Raw genomic sequence first — 15,816 nt, forward strand, 5'->3', positions numbered from 1 at the left:
TTCGGGATTCGGGATTCGCAAAAGCAAGAGCCCGCCTGCGAGCGGGTTCCTGCGATTTCTTCGCGTGCAAGGAAACCGCCCCGGAGACCAGGGCGATTCCCGTTCGACACAAGGCTCGCGCTGGAGCTCAGGCGGCCTTTTTGCCCGCCAACTGGCGCAACACGTACTGCAGGATGCCACCGTGGCGGAAGAACTCGCGCTCCTTCGGCGTCAGCAGCATCACGTTCACGGCGAACTGCTTCTTGCTGCCGTCGGCGGCGGTGGTGGTGACCGTGGCTTCCTTCGCGTTGCCGTCGTCCAGGCCGGTGATGTCGAAGGTTTCCTTGCCGGTCAGCCCCAGCGTCTGCGCGTTCTGGCCGTCCTTGAAGGTGCACGGCAGCACGCCCATGCCGACCAGGTTGGAGCGGTGGATACGCTCGAAGCTCTCGGCGATCACCGCCTTCACGCCGAGCAGCAGGGTGCCCTTGGCCGCCCAGTCGCGCGAGGAGCCGGTGCCGTATTCCTTGCCGGCCAGCACCACCAGCGGCGTCTTCTCCGCCTTGTACTTCATCGCGGCGTCGTAGATCGCCAGCTGCTCGCCCGATGGCACGTGCAGGGTGTAGCCGCCTTCGACGTTGTCGAGCATCAGGTTCTTGATGCGGATGTTGGCGAAGGTGCCGCGCACCATCACGTCGTCGTTGCCGCGGCGCGAGCCGTAGGAGTTGAAGTCCTTCGGCTGCACGCCTTTCCCGATCAGGAAGCGGCCCGCCGGGCTGTCCTTCTTGATCGCGCCGGCCGGCGAGATGTGGTCGGTGGTGATCGAGTCGCCGAACACGCCCAGCGCGCGGGCGCCGTGGATGTCCTCGACCTTGCCCAGCGCCATGGTCATGCCGTCGAAGTAGGGCGGGTTCTTGATGTAGGTGGAATCGTCCCAGCGGTACACCGCGCCGTCCGGCGAGGCGATCGCGTTCCAGCGGCTGTCGCCCTTGAACACGTCGGCGTAGTTCTTGGCAAACATCTCCGGGTTGATCGCGCCGGCGATCGCGTCGGAGATTTCCTGGTTGCTCGGCCAGATGTCCTTGAGGTACACCGGCGTGCCGTCGCTGCCGGTGCCGATCGCGTCCTTGGTAAGGTCGATGTTCAGCGTGCCGGCCAGCGCATAGGCGGCCACCAGCGGCGGCGAGGCCAGGTAGTTCAGCTTGACCTCGGCGTGGACGCGGCCCTCGAAGTTGCGGTTGCCGGAGAGCACCGCCGAGACCGCCAGGTCGCCGTCGGCGATGCCCTTGCTGATTTCCACCGGCAGCGGGCCGGAGTTGCCGATACAGGTGGTGCAGCCGTAGCCCACCAGGTAGAAGTTGATTTTCTCCAGTTCCTGCAGCAGGCCGGTCTTCTCCAGGTAGTCGGTGACCACCTTCGAGCCGGGTGCGAGCGAGGTCTTCACCCACGGCTTGGCCTTCAGGCCCCGCGCCGCCGCCTTCTTCGCCAGGATGCCGGCGCCCAGCATCACCGCCGGGTTGGAGGTGTTGGTGCAGGAGGTGATCGCGGCGATCACCACCGCGCCGTCGCCGAGGCGGAAGCTCTCACCGTTCTTCTCCACCAGCACGCCGGCTTCGTTGATGGCGTTGGCGGGATTGCCGATCGCACCGGAGCCGCCTTCGTTGACATAGCGCTGGACGTCGCCGTTGCCCCTCTTGCGGTTGGCGGTGAGCGGGCCGACCACCTCGCGGAAGTTTCGCTGCGCATCGGCCAGCAGCACGCGATCCTGCGGACGCTTCGGGCCGGCCATCGACGGCTTCACGTCGGCCAGGTCGAGCTCCAGCACGGTGGAGAAATCCGGAACCGGGGTGCTCTCGTCATGCCACAGGCCCTGTACCTTGGCATAGGCCTCGACCAGCGCGATCTGTTCCGCACTGCGGCCGGACAGGCGCAGGTAGTTCAGCGCCTCCTGGTCGATTGGGAAGATGCCGCAGGTGGCGCCGTACTCGGGTGCCATGTTGCCGATGGTGGCGCGGTCGGCCAGCGCCAGGTGCTTCAGGCCCGGGCCGAAGAACTCCACGAACTTGCCCACCACGCCCAGCTTGCGCAGCATCTGGGTGACGGTGAGCACCAGGTCGGTGGCGGTGACGCCTTCGCCCAGCTTGCCGGAGAGTTTGACGCCGACCACCTGCGGAATCAGCATGGACGAGGGCTGGCCCAGCATCGCCGCCTCGGCCTCGATGCCGCCCACGCCCCAGCCCAGCACGCCCAGGCCGTTGATCATGGTGGTGTGCGAGTCGGTGCCGAACACGGTGTCCGGATACGCCCACAGCTGGCCATCGATTTCACTGCCCATGACCACACGGGCCAGATGTTCCAGGTTCACCTGGTGCACGATGCCGGTGCGCGGCGGCACCACCTTGAAGCTGTTGAATGCCTTCTGGCCCCAGCGCAGGAAGCTGTAGCGTTCCTGGTTGCGCTGGAACTCGATCTCGACGTTCTGTTCCAGTGCGTCCTCGGAGCCGAACACGTCCACCTGCACCGAGTGGTCGATGACCAGCTCGACCGGCGTCAGCGGGTTGATCTGGGTGGCGTCGCCGCCGAGTTTCACCACGGCGTCGCGCATCGCGGCCAGGTCCACTACGCAGGGCACGCCGGTGAAGTCCTGCAGGATCACGCGCGCCGGCATGAAGGCGATCTCGGTGGAAGGCTCGGCCTTGGCGTCCCATGTCGCGACGGCCTCGACTTCCTTCGCGCTGACGTCGACGCCGTCCTCGTGGCGCAGCAGGTTTTCCAGCAGGATCTTCATCGAGTACGGCAGCCGCTTCAGGTCGAAGCGCTGACCCAGCTTGGTCAGGCTGGCGAAGGCGTACTTCTTGCCGTTGACCTCGAGGGTATCGCGTACAGAAAAGGTGTCTTTCATGGGGACGTGCTCCTGGCTGGATCCTGCGGCTGGGATGACTCGACGACGGTGCCGGAATGGCGTGGGGTTCGCCGTTCCGGCAAAAACGCGATTATCGCGCAAACCCCGGAGGGCCGCGACTCGGCGGCGTTCGGCGAAGGCTGCAATGCGGCCATGCCAAGTGCCGGCAGGCCGCATCGACGGGGTACACTGCGCGCAGTTTTGTGGCGACTTCGCCGCACAGGATGGATCCGATGCCCGGCACACGCAAACGCCTTTGATGACATGCAGCATGCGATGATTTCGATGGGCCTGGCCGCGGTCTCGTTGCGCGACCTCGCGCTGGTGCAGGCGGTGCATCGCCACGGCAGTTTCAACAGTGCCGCGCGGGCGATGCACATCAGCCCGTCCGGGCTGTCGCACCAGGTGCAGAAGGTGGAGCAGGCGCTGGGTGCGCCGCTGTTCGAGCGTGGTGGCCGGAAGATCGTGCCTACTGCCGGCGGCCAGCGCTTGCTGCAGCAGATCGATGCGCTGCTGGCCGCCGCCGAGCACCTGCAGCAGGTTGCCCGCGCCGGCGAGGTCGCGTTCGGCGGCGAGCTGCGCCTGGGCGTGCCGGCCTCGCTGGGGCCGTACCTGCTGCCGCACCTGATCGCGCCGTTTCCGCAGCATTTCCCCGGCGCACGGCTGGGCATCTCCGAAGGCAAGCCGCGCGGGCTGCTGCGCCGCCTGGGCGAGGGCGAACTCGACGCGGTGCTGGCGCCGCCGGCCGCGGCGACCAGCGGGATCGCTTCGCGCCCGCTGTTCTTCGAGCCATGGGAACTGATGCTGCGTGCCGACCATCCGCTGGCCGGCCACGACAGCATCGCGCTGGCCCAGCTCGACCCGGCCGAGGCCACGCTGATGGCCGAAAGCCACGCCGACGGCCTCGACGGCGATGGCAGCGAGCACGGCCACGTGCAGGACGTCAGCCTGGAAAGCCTGGCCGCCCTGGTCAGCCTGCGCGGTGGCTACGCGCTGGTGCCGGCGCTGGCGCACGAGCGGCTGGCCTCGATGCCGAACATCGCGCTGGCGAAACTCAAGGGGCAGGCGAGCGGCCGCGATATCGCGCTGTACTGGCGCGACGCCTCGCCCTGGCACGATGACCTGCAGGCCTTTGCCGAACTGCTGCGCAAGCTTGCCAGGCAGCGACCCGGCCTGCGGGTCAGAGGCGTGAAGGGCTAACCCTACTCTTTGTCGCCTTTGATGACCAACGTATAAGGAGCCCGCTGATGGGCGATGCTCTTCGACAATGGAGGAAAATCGCCGTCTGCGAGCTGACCGGTTCCTGCGGGAGGGCCGAACGCAGACGAATGAAAACCGAAGTACTGGCCTTCCCATGAGATGAGGGCCGACGTCGCGCCTCGATGCGGTTCGGCGAGCGCATGGAAATGTGCCGTCAAAAATGAAGCAGGTAGTGATAGATTGATTGAACAGGACAGTGGCGACTGGACTTCGCACGTGTCGATCTTCTGCCAGTGAACGGCATTTAGCACGGAAGACAATAGGGGGCGTTGGTGACAGGGGCGATGTCCGGTTTGGTATGGGACGGCATTCATGCCGGGAGCCGATTTACAACCCGTGGTTCGGTGCTGGAAGCCCGCTCTGGCCGGGCCGCGCCGGTAGTGTCGACACGCATCACAACATGGAAGGAAAGGGTGGCACGGCACGATGACACATCCTGTCAGGCCGCCGCCGCAGACTCGATCCCGCATATGATCAAAGTGGGATGGGAATGAGCAAGTCCGATCATGAAAAGCTGGCCTCCCGGCTGGCCAGCGTCCTACTGAAGCTCAACCAAGGCGAGTCCTTCAGTCCCCAGGATCTGGCGGACGAGTTCCGCGTGGACGAACGCACGATCTATCGTGACCTCAACCGCCTCAAGGGCATTGCCGAGCGCTCGCTGGACGGCAAGTACCGGCTGGTTCCCGAGTATCAGGGCAAGCTACACCCGAAGGATCTGGAAACCTTCGCCAAACTCGTGGGCGTGGAGGACTTGTTCCCGCAAAACAGCTCCCGCTTCCTCATGGCCTTGCTGGACACCCTCAGCCAGAGCAGCTTCCTCGTCAGGGGCCACCGCTACGAGAAATTGAAGCCGCACGATGCGCAGTTCCAGCAACTCGACAAGGCTATCCGAGGCCGCAAGCGCTGCACGCTGACCTACGCGGACAAGCGACGCTCGCTGGAACCCTATCGCCTCGTCAACAACAAGGGTATCTGGTACCTGGCCGCCACGGATGATGGGCGACTCAAGTCCTTCTCGCTGAGCCGCATCAGCCAGTTGATGGTGGGCAGCGACGGCTTTGAGCCGCGTGTCGATATCCAGCGGCAGATCGAGGAAGAGGACGACGTCTGGTTCGGCGAGGAAAAGACGGAAGTCCTGCTGAGCGTCGCCCCGCAGGTCGCCTATTACTTCAAGCGGCGCAAGCTGTTGCCGTTACAGGTCATCGACAAGGAACTGGAGAACGGTGGGTTGATCGTCAGCAGTCGTGTCAGTAACGAGAACCAGATTCTGTCGCTGGTGCGGTATTGGATTCCGCATGTGCGGATTCTGGAACCGGGGTGGTTGCGAGAATCTTTGGAGGCTGGTGTGAAGCTGTATCTCGGGTGATGCGCCGCAACGCTATGGGATCTGCCTCTGGTTGAGGTGCGCGGAACCAACAGAGTTGGAAAGAACTTACGGGAGAAGATGCAATGGAATTTGTCGTGCCACGAAATCGGTCTTTGATCGATCTGTTTTCACAGGCAACATCCTTAGACTTGGAGGTGCTGGCCGATCTCATCACCGACAGCGGCAAAGGGCGTATCGCGCTGGACAGTGGTGTCAAGGCGATCATCTTGAAGCGTCGGGAAAAAGGGGATTTGCAATCAATCCCTGATGTTCTGGAAGCGGAGATACGGGCATTTGGCGGTAACAGTCTGGTTAATCTGGGGAGGCCGGAAGGTCGGGGCTACAAAGAGCTTGTGATCGATGTTGAGAAGAAGCTCGGCGGAAAACCTGCGCAGGATGACGACATCTTCGCCCTTGAAGATATCGTCATTACGAGGGCCATCGACAAGTACGCGCCGGAGGGCGCGAAGGCCCTAGCTGTCGGAGGCGTTGCCCTGTCTGACTTGCTTGGGCAGATCATCCAAGGATTGATGATCGCATCGGGTACCGTTGCGGGTGTGGTAGCGGCCGCAGGAACCATGGGCTTAGTCGACGTCATTGGCAGCCGTGCAGCCACGATGAATTTCCCGCCACTGGCGCTCGGTGCCACGGGATTGGCTGTTTTCCAAGCGGTCGGTCCGGCGTTCCGCATCACCATTCCTGCGGTGCTTCAGGTCGCCAAGATTCGCCGCACCCGATTTGATGCTGATTTTTCTACTTACACCGAGGGTCTACGCGCATGCCTGTGACTGTTGACGCGCTCTGGCGTGCCCTGCCCGATCTGCCTGATGTCATGGCCCGAATCGGAAATGGCGAATACACCCTGCATGGCGGTGTAGTCCGTCATGCCGCCGGAACCGGTAAGGGAGGGCAGATTGCGGGTCACCTCATGTACCCCGGTGATGCGCTCCAGGCGCAGGAGAGCATCCAGAGGCTACAGTCGGTGGTTCAGGATGGCCTTGGCTCTCTGCAAGGAGGGGTGAGTCAGCTCCAGCAAAGCATGAATGTGCTTCAGGGTTTGCAGGTCGCCAACTTGGCGCTGTCAGGCTTGAATCTCGCGGTTTCCGCTGCGGGGTTTGTGATTGTCTGTAGAAAGCTGGACAAGGTCAGTGCGCAGATTCAGGAGCAGTCGAAAGGTATCGCGCAGACATTGCGACTGGTGGGGGAAGCGCATGATCGTAGCCTCCTCGGTGACGAGGCGCGATTCCGATCCCTATTGCTCTCGGCAAAGCAGTTCTGCGAACAGGGCGACGTCGAGCACCTGAAATCCCTTGTGCCCACATTCCATCATGAGTACCAGTTCACCAAGCTCGTTCTGGAAAAGTATGCGTCTTCGGCGGCGAGCAGCATGAGTCGTTTCGGTGAGATCGCGCTCTTGCAAGATCGCCTCATGAACATCGGGCTCATGCTTTCACACGTCCAGATGAGATCCGGTGCCCCAAAATACGGTCAGGAGTGCCTAATTGGGCTTGCTGACGATATTTCCACACTCAACAAGTGTCGCATCGAAGCCCTCTCCGGCGATCGTGATGTCGCATCCCAAATGACCGTTGGCCACCTCGCCGAAGTAACGTCCTTCTTGGAGCGTGGGAAGAGGGTTGTCCCAGCTCTTACCTACGAATCTGACCTGATTGGGTTGGAGATCGCGCACCCAGGTGTACTGGATCAAGCCTCTGAATCCAAGGAAATTCTGATGTTCGCGGCGTAGGGATTCAACAGCGGCGGCGAGTTCAACGGAGTAGAACCCAGTCGCCAAAGAAAATCAGAAATAGAGGTTGGCTGTGGATGTGAAATTTTGACGCGCGGGCTGACCCAAAGATGACTTTGTCGGCGTTGCCCCGGAAGCAGCGGTAATGGTTGACAATATCGGGTTACATTCGCATAAAACCAAGTCGTGCGGCCAAGGCTTCGATCTTGGTTGCCATGCGATGGGTTACCGGGCCTTCGCCACACTTCGGGCAGCTTGGCGGAATATGCACTACATCGCTTGATGGGATGATCGTGTTTTTCCATCCGCAATGAGCACAGAAAAAAGTCATGGGTGATGCGCGAAACGGCATGATCAGTTCTCCGAACGATGCATGTTCACCGAATTTCTTCTCGGTGTCGTGGATGTCTTTCGACGTGCGTTGCCGACTGTAATCAAATTACGGGATAGGCGATGTAGCCAAAGTCGTCTTCGCCACCGCGCATCATCAGGTCGATCACGTTGGGCAATAACACGCCAAGGATGGCAGCTCCGTCCTTCACCTGCGCCCGATTGGTGACGCCACCCCATGTGGCACCTCCATGGATCAACTGGTTGCGCAGCACGTAGAGCCGATCCAGCAGGATGGAGAGCAGGGTGGCGGTGTCCTTCTCTATCAGGGCTCGCAGCGCGAGTTTGCGGCTGGTGGTGAAGGAGGTTTCCCATGCGCCATCGGACTCGTGGTTGCGCATGGCCCGCCAGAACGGCTCAAACACGAAACGGTTGTCGATCAGCGTGCGGATCGGCCCGCTGAATTGGCGGAACAGCGCGTCGTGCAGGCGCTGTTCGCCATCCAGTCGCAGCAGCCGGTCGATGAACTGGCGTACCTGGTCGCGCTCCTTCTGCTCGAACCCGAACTCGCTGGCGTAAGCCGCGTTGAAGGCGATCCAGAGAAAGATGTAGCGGGCGTCTACGTCTTCCTTTTCCTGTTCCGCGCGCGCCAGCCAGCTGATGGCGCGGTGGATGCGCACTCGCAGGGCCTCTGGCTGGCCATCACGCACCTGGTGGTGTTGTTCCTTGAGAGCCTTTGCATCCATAGCGTTTACCCTCGTCTTCCGCTTCGACTTGCCGATAGCTACGCACCAATGCGTGACCGCTTGATCGTATCGAAGTGCGGCATCACTGGATAGGCGAGTATTGCCAGGTGCGTGGTTTCGTCTGCAATTCGATTCTGCCGACACAAGGGCGGTGTGCACATGCGGAAGTATTCACCACGCCCACAGTGCAACTGTGCTGAGGCGACTGTCGGCATCACGCGTGCCTGCGCCTGACCAGAGTTATCAATTGGGCAGCACATCATGGGGATCCATCGCTTTTTTGGGTGCATGGGGATCGGTGGGGGCGCAAGCTGCGCTCCATTGCCACGATGATTCGTGGCCGCTCCCTGGCGATTTGGGCCGAGGAAATATGGCAAGGACGAAAGAGGCTGAGGATCTCCATTTCAATCTTCCTTATGCTGAAGCATGAAAGTGCCTGGAGAGTGATATGGGCGTCCAAGGCTCTGGGACAGGTTGCTGGACGAGACGACGCCATGCACCACCATAGCGCCGATGGCCATGAGCATCGCGGGTACCTCTGTGTAGAGTAGGGGCGCCGGCATGATGTCGGTCACCGCACCGGGTGCGTCAAGTCATCCTAGCTGCGAGCACTGACAGGGGCTGTCACACAGAAGCGACTTGTCACCGCCCTGACACCACCTGTCGAACCGCTTCCCTAGCATGCCTCCAAGCCGATCCGCCGGGTCGGTGGGAAGTCTGCACGACACGCCGGATGCGCCATTGGATCAAGGCTGCTGAAGGCTCAAATCAGAGGAGTGGAGTCATGTTCAAGATCATCGGTGCCGCCGTCGTCTACGGCTTTGCCTTGTTCGGCCTTGCGACGTATCTGGAGGCCAGGTCAGATGAGCAGGAGGCTGCGGCTGCCAACACGGACGATTCCGGGCCGCTGCACGCCGTTCGTTCCTGATAGACGTCCGAATCGTTGGACAGGCAATTTCGCGGTTGCCTGCTTTTGCCAGTCACAGAGGGTGGCGTTCTTGCGAAAGGGGTGACGCGTCCCTTCGACTTCGACCCTTTGGTCCTACGCTCAGAGTCCGCCCGGACTTGATCCGGGGGGCTTTGGTGGGCGTAGGTGTTGTCGTTGGTCACTCTATGAGCATAACCAAAGGCCGCCTTCCGGCGGCCTTTGGCGTGGGTACACTGAACGGCTCGCTCAGCCGCGCGAGGCGCGCTTGCGATCGTTCTCGGTGAGGTGCTTCTTGCGCAAGCGGATTTCCTTCGGGGTGACCTCGACCAGCTCGTCGTCGTCGATGAAGTCCAGCGCCTGCTCCAGCGTGAACTTGATCGCCGGGGTCAGCTGGATCGCGTCGTCCTTGCCCGAGGCGCGCATGTTGGTCAGCGGCTTGGGCTTGATCACGTTCACCGTGAGGTCGTTGTCCTTGGCGTGGATGCCGACCAGCTGGCCTTCATACACGTTGTCGCCCTCGGCCGCGAACAGCTTGCCGCGATCCTGCAGCGGCCCCAGCGAGTAGGCCGGGGTGGTGCCGCCGGCGTTGGCGATCATCACGCCGTTGAGGCGCTTGGCGATCTGGCCTTCTTCCTTCGGACCGTAATGGTCGAACACGTGGAACAGCAGGCCCGAGCCCTGGGTGAGGGTCTTGAACTGGTTCTGGAAGCCGATCAGGCCACGCGCCGGGATCATGTACTCCAGGCGCACGCGGCCCTTGCCGTCGGGCTCCATGTTCTTGAGCTGGCCCTTGCGCATGCCGAGGCGTTCCATCACCGGACCCTGGTGGGTCTCCTCGACGTCGACCACCAACTGCTCGATCGGCTCCATCTTCTGGCCGTCGATTTCCTTGATGATCACTTCCGGGCGCGATACGGCGAGCTCGTAGCCTTCGCGGCGCATGTTCTCGATCAGCACCGACAGATGCAGCTCGCCGCGGCCGGAGACCAGGAACTTGTCGGCGTCCGAACCCTGCTCGACCTTCAGCGCCACGTTGTGCACCTGCTCGCGCTCCAGGCGGTCCTTGAGCTGGCGGCTGGTGAGGAACTTGCCGCCGCTGAGGTCCTTGTTGCCGGCGAACGGCGAATTGTTCACCTGGAAAGTCATGCTGATGGTCGGCTCGTCGACGGTCAGCGCGGGCAGCGCTTCCGGCGTGTCCAGCGCGCAGATCGTGTCGGAGATGGTCAGGTCGGCGATGCCCGAGATGGCGACGATGTCGCCGGCCTCGGCGGTTTCCTGCTCGATGCGCTCCAGGCCCATGAAGCCCAGCACCTGCAGCACCTTGCCCTGGCGCTTCTTGCCGTGGCGGTCGATCACCGCCACCGGCATGTTCTTCTTCAGCGTGCCGCGCTGGATGCGGCCGATACCGATGACGCCGACGAAGTTGTTGTAGTCCAGCTGGCTGATGCGCATCTGGAACGGGCCGTCCGGATCGACGTCGGGCTTGCTGACGTGCTGCATGATCGCTTCGTACAGCGGGGTCATGTCACCTTCGCGCACGTCGTCGCTGAGGCTGGCGTAGCCATTCAGCGCCGAGGCGTAGACGATCGGGAAATCCATCTGCTCGGGCGTGGCGCCGAGGCGGTCGAACAGGTCCCAGACCTGCTCGACGACCCACTCCGGGCGCGCGCCGGGGCGGTCGACCTTGTTGATCACCACGATCGGCTTGAAGCCCATCGCGAACGCTTTCTGCGTCACGAAGCGGGTCTGCGGCATCGGGCCGTCCATCGCGTCGACCAGGATCAGCACCGAGTCCACCATCGACAGCACGCGCTCCACTTCGCCGCCGAAGTCGGCGTGGCCGGGGGTGTCGACGATGTTGATGCGGTTGCCGTTCCAGGTGATCGCGGTGTTCTTGGCCAGGATGGTGATGCCGCGTTCCTTTTCCTGGTCGTTCGAGTCCATCACGCGCTCGGCCAGCACGGTGCGCTCGTTGAGCGTGCCGGACTGCTTGAGCAGGCAATCGACGAGGGTGGTCTTGCCGTGGTCGACGTGGGCGACGATGGCGATATTGCGCAGTTTTTCGATGGACATGGGATCGGCTCGGGCGGCTCGGAGGCCGTCACGCAGGTTTTTGAAGGGCGAATTGACCGATTATACGGACTTGTGTGACAACTTGCCCGTCATTTCTTCGATCCGTTCATCCGGCCTGCAGCCCGCAATCCGCCGGCGCACTACACCACCCCGAGGAAATAATACGCCCCGATCACCACCAGCACCGCCAGGGTCTTGATCACGGTGATCGCGAAGATGTCCCGATAGGACTGCCGATGGGTCAGCCCGGTCACCGCCAGCAAGGTGATCACGGCGCCGTTGTGCGGCAGCGTGTCCATGCCGCCGGAGGCCATCGCAGCGACCCGGTGCAGCACTTCCATCGGAATGCCGGCAGCGTTCGCGTTGGCGATGAAGGTTTCGGCCATCGCACCCAGCGCGATGCTCATGCCGCCGGACGCCGAGCCGGTGATGCCGGCCAGTGCGGTGACGGTAACCGCTTCATTGATCAGCGGGTTCGGGATCGTGTGCAGCGCATCGGCCACCAGCTTGAAGCCAGGCAGGGCGGCGATCACCGCGCCGAAGCCGTATTCGGAAGCCGTATTCATCGATGCCAGCAGCGCGCCGCCCACTGCCGCCTGGCTGCCCGCGGCGAGATGTTTGGTCACCGCACGCCAGGCAAACGCCAGCACGCACAGAATGCCGACCAGCAGCGCGCCCTCGACCGCCCAGATCGCGGCCACCTTCGACACTTCCTGCACCACCGGCTTGGCACTGCCCACCACGCTGGGCAGGAACGACTGCGTCTCGCCATAAACCCGCGGGATCAGGTCGGTGAACAGCTTGTTGCACACGCCCACCAGCACCAGCGGCAGCAGCGCGACCAGCGGATGGGCCAGCTTGCCGCCCTCGAACGCGGCCGGCTCGTTGACCAGGTTGTCGCCGTAGCCTTCGCCGGCCGCGGCGGCCTTGCGCCGGCGCCAGTCCAGGTAAGTCAGGCCGACGGCCAGGATGAACACCGTGCCGATCGTGCCCAGCCATGGCGCGGCCCAGGTGTTGGTGCCGAAGAACGAGGTGGGAATGATGTTCTGGATCTGCGGCGTGCCCGGTAGCGAATCCATGGTGAAGGTGAACGCGCCCAGCGCGATGGTGCCCGGGATCAGCCGCTTGGGGATGTCCGACTGGCGAAACAGCTCCGCCGCGAACGGGTACACCGCGAACACCACCACGAACAGCGACACACCGCCATAGGTCAGCAGCGCGCAGACCAGCACGATGGAGAGAATCGCCCGGCTGCGCCCGACCAGGCCGATGGTGGCGGCCACGATGGCCTTGGAAAAGCCGGACAGCTCGATCAGCTTGCCGAACACGGCGCCCAGCATGAATACCGGAAAGTACAGCTTGAGGAAGCCGACCATCCTGTCCATGAACAGGCCGGTGAACATCGGCGCGACCAGCGACGGCTCGGTCAGCAGCACCGCGCCGAGCGCGGCGATCGGGGCGAACAGGATGACGCTGTAGCCGCGATAGGCCGCGAACATCAGAAAGCACAGTGCGGCCAGCACGATCAGAAAAGCCATCCACGAACCTCCCGCCACGACGTGGCGCCGAGTATCCCGGACGCTCCCTGCCGGCGGCACTGTACGAAGGTACAAGTGCCGCCAGCGCAAGGCGCCGCCTACTCTCCCTCATCCGCATTCGCGCGAGCGATGCCATTACAACAGGGGGACGTCATGAAACGCACGCATCTGAGTTCGGCGATCGGTCTGGTGCTGGGGTTTGCGTTCGGCGCGCCATTGCACGCCCAACAGGTCCCTGTCGATGACAATATGACCCAGCAGGCTGCGACATCTCCAGGCCAGGCCAGGAAGAGCGAAGCTACCAAGCTGGAAGCCGTCAAGGTCACCGCGCGCCGCCGCGACGAGTGGTTGCAGGATGTACCGGTCGCCATTTCGGCCTTCAGCCAACAGCAGCTGTCGGATCTGCATGCGGACGATATTTCCGGTATCCAGCATGCGGTGCCGAATCTGTATCTCGACAAGGGAGATGGCGCGAACGCCGTCGTCTACATCCGCGGCGTCGGTCAGAACGACTCGCTGGCCTTCGCCGATCCGGGTGTGGGCATCTATGTCGATGACGTGTTCATCGCGCGCTCGCAGGCTGCCTTCCTGGAGCTGTTCGATGTCGACCGGATCGAAGTACTGCGCGGTCCGCAAGGCACGTTGTACGGGCGCAATACCATCGGTGGTGCCATCAAGTTTGTTTCGTCGCCACCACCGCGCACGCCCAAGGGCTACTTGGAGGTGGGGGCCGGAAACTACGATCAGCGTGTGCTCAAGGCCAGCTTCGGTGGCCCGTTGGTCAAGGACACGCTGAATGGCAAGGTAGCCATCGCTTATTCCGAGCGTGACGGCTATGCCAGGAACACGGTGGACGGCAAAAGCGATGGTGACCAGAACACGCTGTCCGGGCGCGCGGCACTTGACTGGAAGCCGAGCGATCGCCTGCAGGTGCTGTTCAGCATGGATGGCAAGCGCGACCGGCCTCATACCTCGCGCAGTCCGGTACGGGAAACGTCGATCACCGGTGCCACGTCGTCAGGCCAGCTGGTGACCTACCCGAAGGCTACCGATCCGTATGTGGTTGAGGTCAACGCGAACGGGCTGTCGGATCTTACCGCCTATGGCGCATCGGTGACGGCGCGCTATCAGGCGTCGGATGCGGTGATGATCGAATCGATCACGGCGTATCGCGACATGGACTTCAAACTGAATCTGGACACCGACGGTTCGCCGTTGCCGATCCTGGACATTTTGCTCAAGGAAAAGGAAAACCAGTTCAGCCAGGAGCTCCGCGCCAATTACGACGCGGGTGGCCCGCTCACCGGTACTGCGGGTGTGTATTACTTCCACGACGACGACACCTCCTTCTCCGGTGTGGATGACGGGTCGGCCACCATCTTCGGCTTCCCGGTCACCATGTTCGGCTTTCCCAGCTCGAGTCTGGCCGACACGAAGCAGGTCACCAAGTCGTACGCCGCATTCGCTGACGCGTCCTACAACATCAACGATAAGCTCGCCCTCAGCGCGGGTTTGCGATACACCTACGAAGAAAAGACTTCGGGGCGGGAATTCGAGAATTTCTTCGATCCGGTCGTTTCGGTGATCAGGAAGACGCCGCCGTTTCTTGCCGGTGCAGGAGTGGTCGGGACGCCAATCCATGGCAAGGCTGACTTCGATGCGTTGACGCCAAAATTCTCGTTGTCCTACAAACCGAACAGCGAGGTGTTGCTGTATGCCTCGGCGGCGCGTGGCTTCAAGAGCGGCGGCTTCGATGGCCGGGGCACGACCGATTTCAGCTTCCAGCCGTTCAAGCCGGAGTTCGTGTGGACTTACGAGGCCGGCGCCAAGACCGGCTGGATGGACGGTGCGTTGGTCTTCAATGCAGCCTATTTCTACAGCGATTACACGGATATGCAGGTGACCAGCTTTGGTGCGGATCCGGTCAGCGGCGTCTTCGTCAGCCTGTTCTCCAACGCTGCGGCTGCCACCATCCAGGGCCTGGAGTTCGAACTGGCTGCACAGCCGAACCCGAACCTGTCGATCAACGCGACGCTGGGCCTGCTCGATGCCAATTATGACAAGTTCAGCACCTTGGTCGGCGGGGTGGTGACCGATGTCAGCAAACGCGACCTCGTCAACAGCCCCAGGCTCAACGCAAGCGTTGGCGTCACCTGGACACAACCCGTCGCCGATGGTCTGGATGTCGTGTTGCATGGTGACGCCAACCATCGCAGCTCGTTGGCTACCGAAATCACCGATTCCCCGGTTCTGCGTCAGCGCGCCTATACCTTGCTGAATGCATTCGTCGGGTTGCGTTCGGCCAAAGACAAGTGGGAGGTACGTGCCGGGGTGCAAAATATCGGTAACGAAAAAGTGCACGTCCAGGGCTTTAACCTGGCGGAATTTCCCGGCGTGCAATTAGCTTTCTACACCGCGCCGCGCACCTACGACCTTCGCGTAATTTACCATTATTGAGGGGAAGCTGGAGTTAGGCGACCTGACTTCACTTGAAGGTTATTGCGCTTCCGCAATTCAATAAAATCCCGTAAGAATCACAGGAGCATCTCATGCGCAAGCTACGAGTCACCCGATTCTTTCGTCCGGTATCTTTTGGCATCAAGAGAGCAGTGATCGTCGGAGCCGGGATATTCATCATCGCGTTCGGAAGTTCGGCAGTCGCTGGCTCCACGACGCTTGAGGCCAGTTACAGCACCAATATCCAGAATGGCTGGGAACGTGTCGAACGTTGGCGCGATACCGAGCCCGCATTTACTCAGGAGTCTTTCCCCACTGACGGACGGGGTGATCAGTCGGGTCAACGTGTGACGTTCTTCGGCAGCAGCAAGCCGAATTCATCACGATTCCTCATGTATTACGCACCTGGCTGGAGCAGCAATACCAAACCGGTGCCGATATTGCTCGTGCACGGAGCGAATCAGGATGCCGACCGGCGGATTCAACTTTGAAG

At 62.2% G+C, this 15,816-nt stretch carries 11 protein-coding genes; 7 read left to right on the top strand and 4 right to left on the bottom strand.

What is annotated here, in order from left to right; translation table 11 throughout:
• Window positions 1–127: 127 nt before the first annotated feature.
• Window positions 128–2,878 (bottom strand): aconitate hydratase AcnA, encoded by a 2,751-nt coding sequence (gene acnA / locus UUA_RS17190; protein ID WP_008439221.1) that lies wholly within the window; start codon window positions 2,876–2,878, stop codon window positions 128–130.
• Between the two features lie 264 nt (window positions 2,879–3,142).
• Here acnA and UUA_RS17195 point away from each other — a divergent pair, with 264 nt between their 5' ends.
• The 4 genes from UUA_RS17195 (at window position 3,143) to UUA_RS17210 (ending at window position 7,251) form a co-directional block, all read left to right on the top strand.
• Window positions 3,143–4,078 (top strand): LysR family transcriptional regulator, encoded by a 936-nt coding sequence (locus tag UUA_RS17195; protein WP_008439222.1) that lies wholly within the window; start codon window positions 3,143–3,145, stop codon window positions 4,076–4,078.
• Between the two features lie 550 nt (window positions 4,079–4,628).
• Window positions 4,629–5,504 (top strand): helix-turn-helix transcriptional regulator, encoded by an 876-nt coding sequence (locus UUA_RS17200; RefSeq protein WP_008439223.1) that lies wholly within the window; start codon window positions 4,629–4,631, stop codon window positions 5,502–5,504.
• An 83-nt stretch (window positions 5,505–5,587) separates the two neighbouring features.
• Complete coding sequence (locus tag UUA_RS18635) at window positions 5,588–6,292, top strand: YaaW family protein (RefSeq protein ID WP_008439224.1); 705 nt, start codon at window positions 5,588–5,590, stop codon at window positions 6,290–6,292.
• A complete protein-coding gene (locus tag UUA_RS17210) occupies window positions 6,283–7,251 on the top strand; it encodes a hypothetical protein (RefSeq protein ID WP_153022797.1) in 969 nt (322 codons plus the stop codon). Before UUA_RS18635 ends, UUA_RS17210 begins: the two co-directional genes overlap by 10 nt.
• Before the next feature lie 434 nt (window positions 7,252–7,685).
• Here UUA_RS17210 and UUA_RS17215 read toward each other — a convergent pair whose 3' ends face one another.
• A complete protein-coding gene (locus UUA_RS17215; RefSeq protein WP_238533048.1) occupies window positions 7,686–8,291 on the bottom strand; it encodes a HEPN domain-containing protein in 606 nt (201 codons plus the stop codon).
• 820 nt (window positions 8,292–9,111) lie between these two features.
• Here UUA_RS17215 and UUA_RS19480 point away from each other — a divergent pair.
• Window positions 9,112–9,255, top strand: a complete 144-nt coding sequence (locus UUA_RS19480) for a hypothetical protein (RefSeq protein WP_155943282.1) — start codon at window positions 9,112–9,114, stop codon at window positions 9,253–9,255.
• Window positions 9,256–9,501: 246 nt separating this feature from the next.
• Here UUA_RS19480 and typA read toward each other — a convergent pair whose 3' ends face one another.
• Together typA and UUA_RS17225 are read right to left on the bottom strand one after the other, a co-directional pair.
• Window positions 9,502–11,328, bottom strand: coding sequence for a translational GTPase TypA (typA, locus tag UUA_RS17220; RefSeq protein WP_008439227.1), 1,827 nt, complete (start codon window positions 11,326–11,328; stop codon window positions 9,502–9,504).
• A gap of 140 nt (window positions 11,329–11,468) precedes the next feature.
• Window positions 11,469–12,866, bottom strand: coding sequence for a GntP family permease (locus tag UUA_RS17225; protein ID WP_008439228.1), 1,398 nt, complete (start codon window positions 12,864–12,866; stop codon window positions 11,469–11,471).
• 153 nt (window positions 12,867–13,019) lie between these two features.
• Here UUA_RS17225 and UUA_RS17230 point away from each other — a divergent pair, with 153 nt between their 5' ends.
• Together UUA_RS17230 and UUA_RS19485 are read left to right on the top strand one after the other, a co-directional pair.
• The gene (locus UUA_RS17230; RefSeq protein ID WP_008439229.1) at window positions 13,020–15,323 is read left to right on the top strand and encodes a TonB-dependent receptor; all 2,304 of its coding nucleotides are present in this window, start codon (window positions 13,020–13,022) and stop codon (window positions 15,321–15,323) included.
• A gap of 92 nt (window positions 15,324–15,415) precedes the next feature.
• Complete coding sequence (locus tag UUA_RS19485) at window positions 15,416–15,814, top strand: hypothetical protein (protein WP_193385148.1); 399 nt, start codon at window positions 15,416–15,418, stop codon at window positions 15,812–15,814.
• Window positions 15,815–15,816 lie beyond the last annotated feature (2 nt).

Origin of the sequence: Rhodanobacter thiooxydans LCS2, assembly GCF_000264375.1 — a bacterium.
GTDB lineage: Bacteria > Pseudomonadota > Gammaproteobacteria > Xanthomonadales > Rhodanobacteraceae > Rhodanobacter > Rhodanobacter thiooxydans.

Excerpts from the sequence above, each read along its gene's own strand:
- acnA (WP_008439221.1), bottom strand. The coding sequence starts at position 2,878 with ATGAAAGACACCTTTTCTGTACGCGATACCCTCGAGGTCAACGGCAAG.
- UUA_RS17195 (WP_008439222.1), top strand. The coding sequence starts at position 3,143 with ATGCAGCATGCGATGATTTCGATGGGCCTGGCCGCGGTCTCGTTGCGC.
- UUA_RS17200 (WP_008439223.1), top strand. The coding sequence starts at position 4,629 with ATGAGCAAGTCCGATCATGAAAAGCTGGCCTCCCGGCTGGCCAGCGTC.
- UUA_RS18635 (WP_008439224.1), top strand. The coding sequence starts at position 5,588 with ATGGAATTTGTCGTGCCACGAAATCGGTCTTTGATCGATCTGTTTTCA.
- UUA_RS17210 (WP_153022797.1), top strand. The coding sequence starts at position 6,283 with ATGCCTGTGACTGTTGACGCGCTCTGGCGTGCCCTGCCCGATCTGCCT.
- UUA_RS19480 (WP_155943282.1), top strand. The coding sequence starts at position 9,112 with ATGTTCAAGATCATCGGTGCCGCCGTCGTCTACGGCTTTGCCTTGTTC.
- typA (WP_008439227.1), bottom strand. The coding sequence starts at position 11,328 with ATGTCCATCGAAAAACTGCGCAATATCGCCATCGTCGCCCACGTCGAC.
- UUA_RS17225 (WP_008439228.1), bottom strand. The coding sequence starts at position 12,866 with ATGGCTTTTCTGATCGTGCTGGCCGCACTGTGCTTTCTGATGTTCGCG.
- UUA_RS17230 (WP_008439229.1), top strand. The coding sequence starts at position 13,020 with ATGAAACGCACGCATCTGAGTTCGGCGATCGGTCTGGTGCTGGGGTTT.
- UUA_RS19485 (WP_193385148.1), top strand. The coding sequence starts at position 15,416 with ATGCGCAAGCTACGAGTCACCCGATTCTTTCGTCCGGTATCTTTTGGC.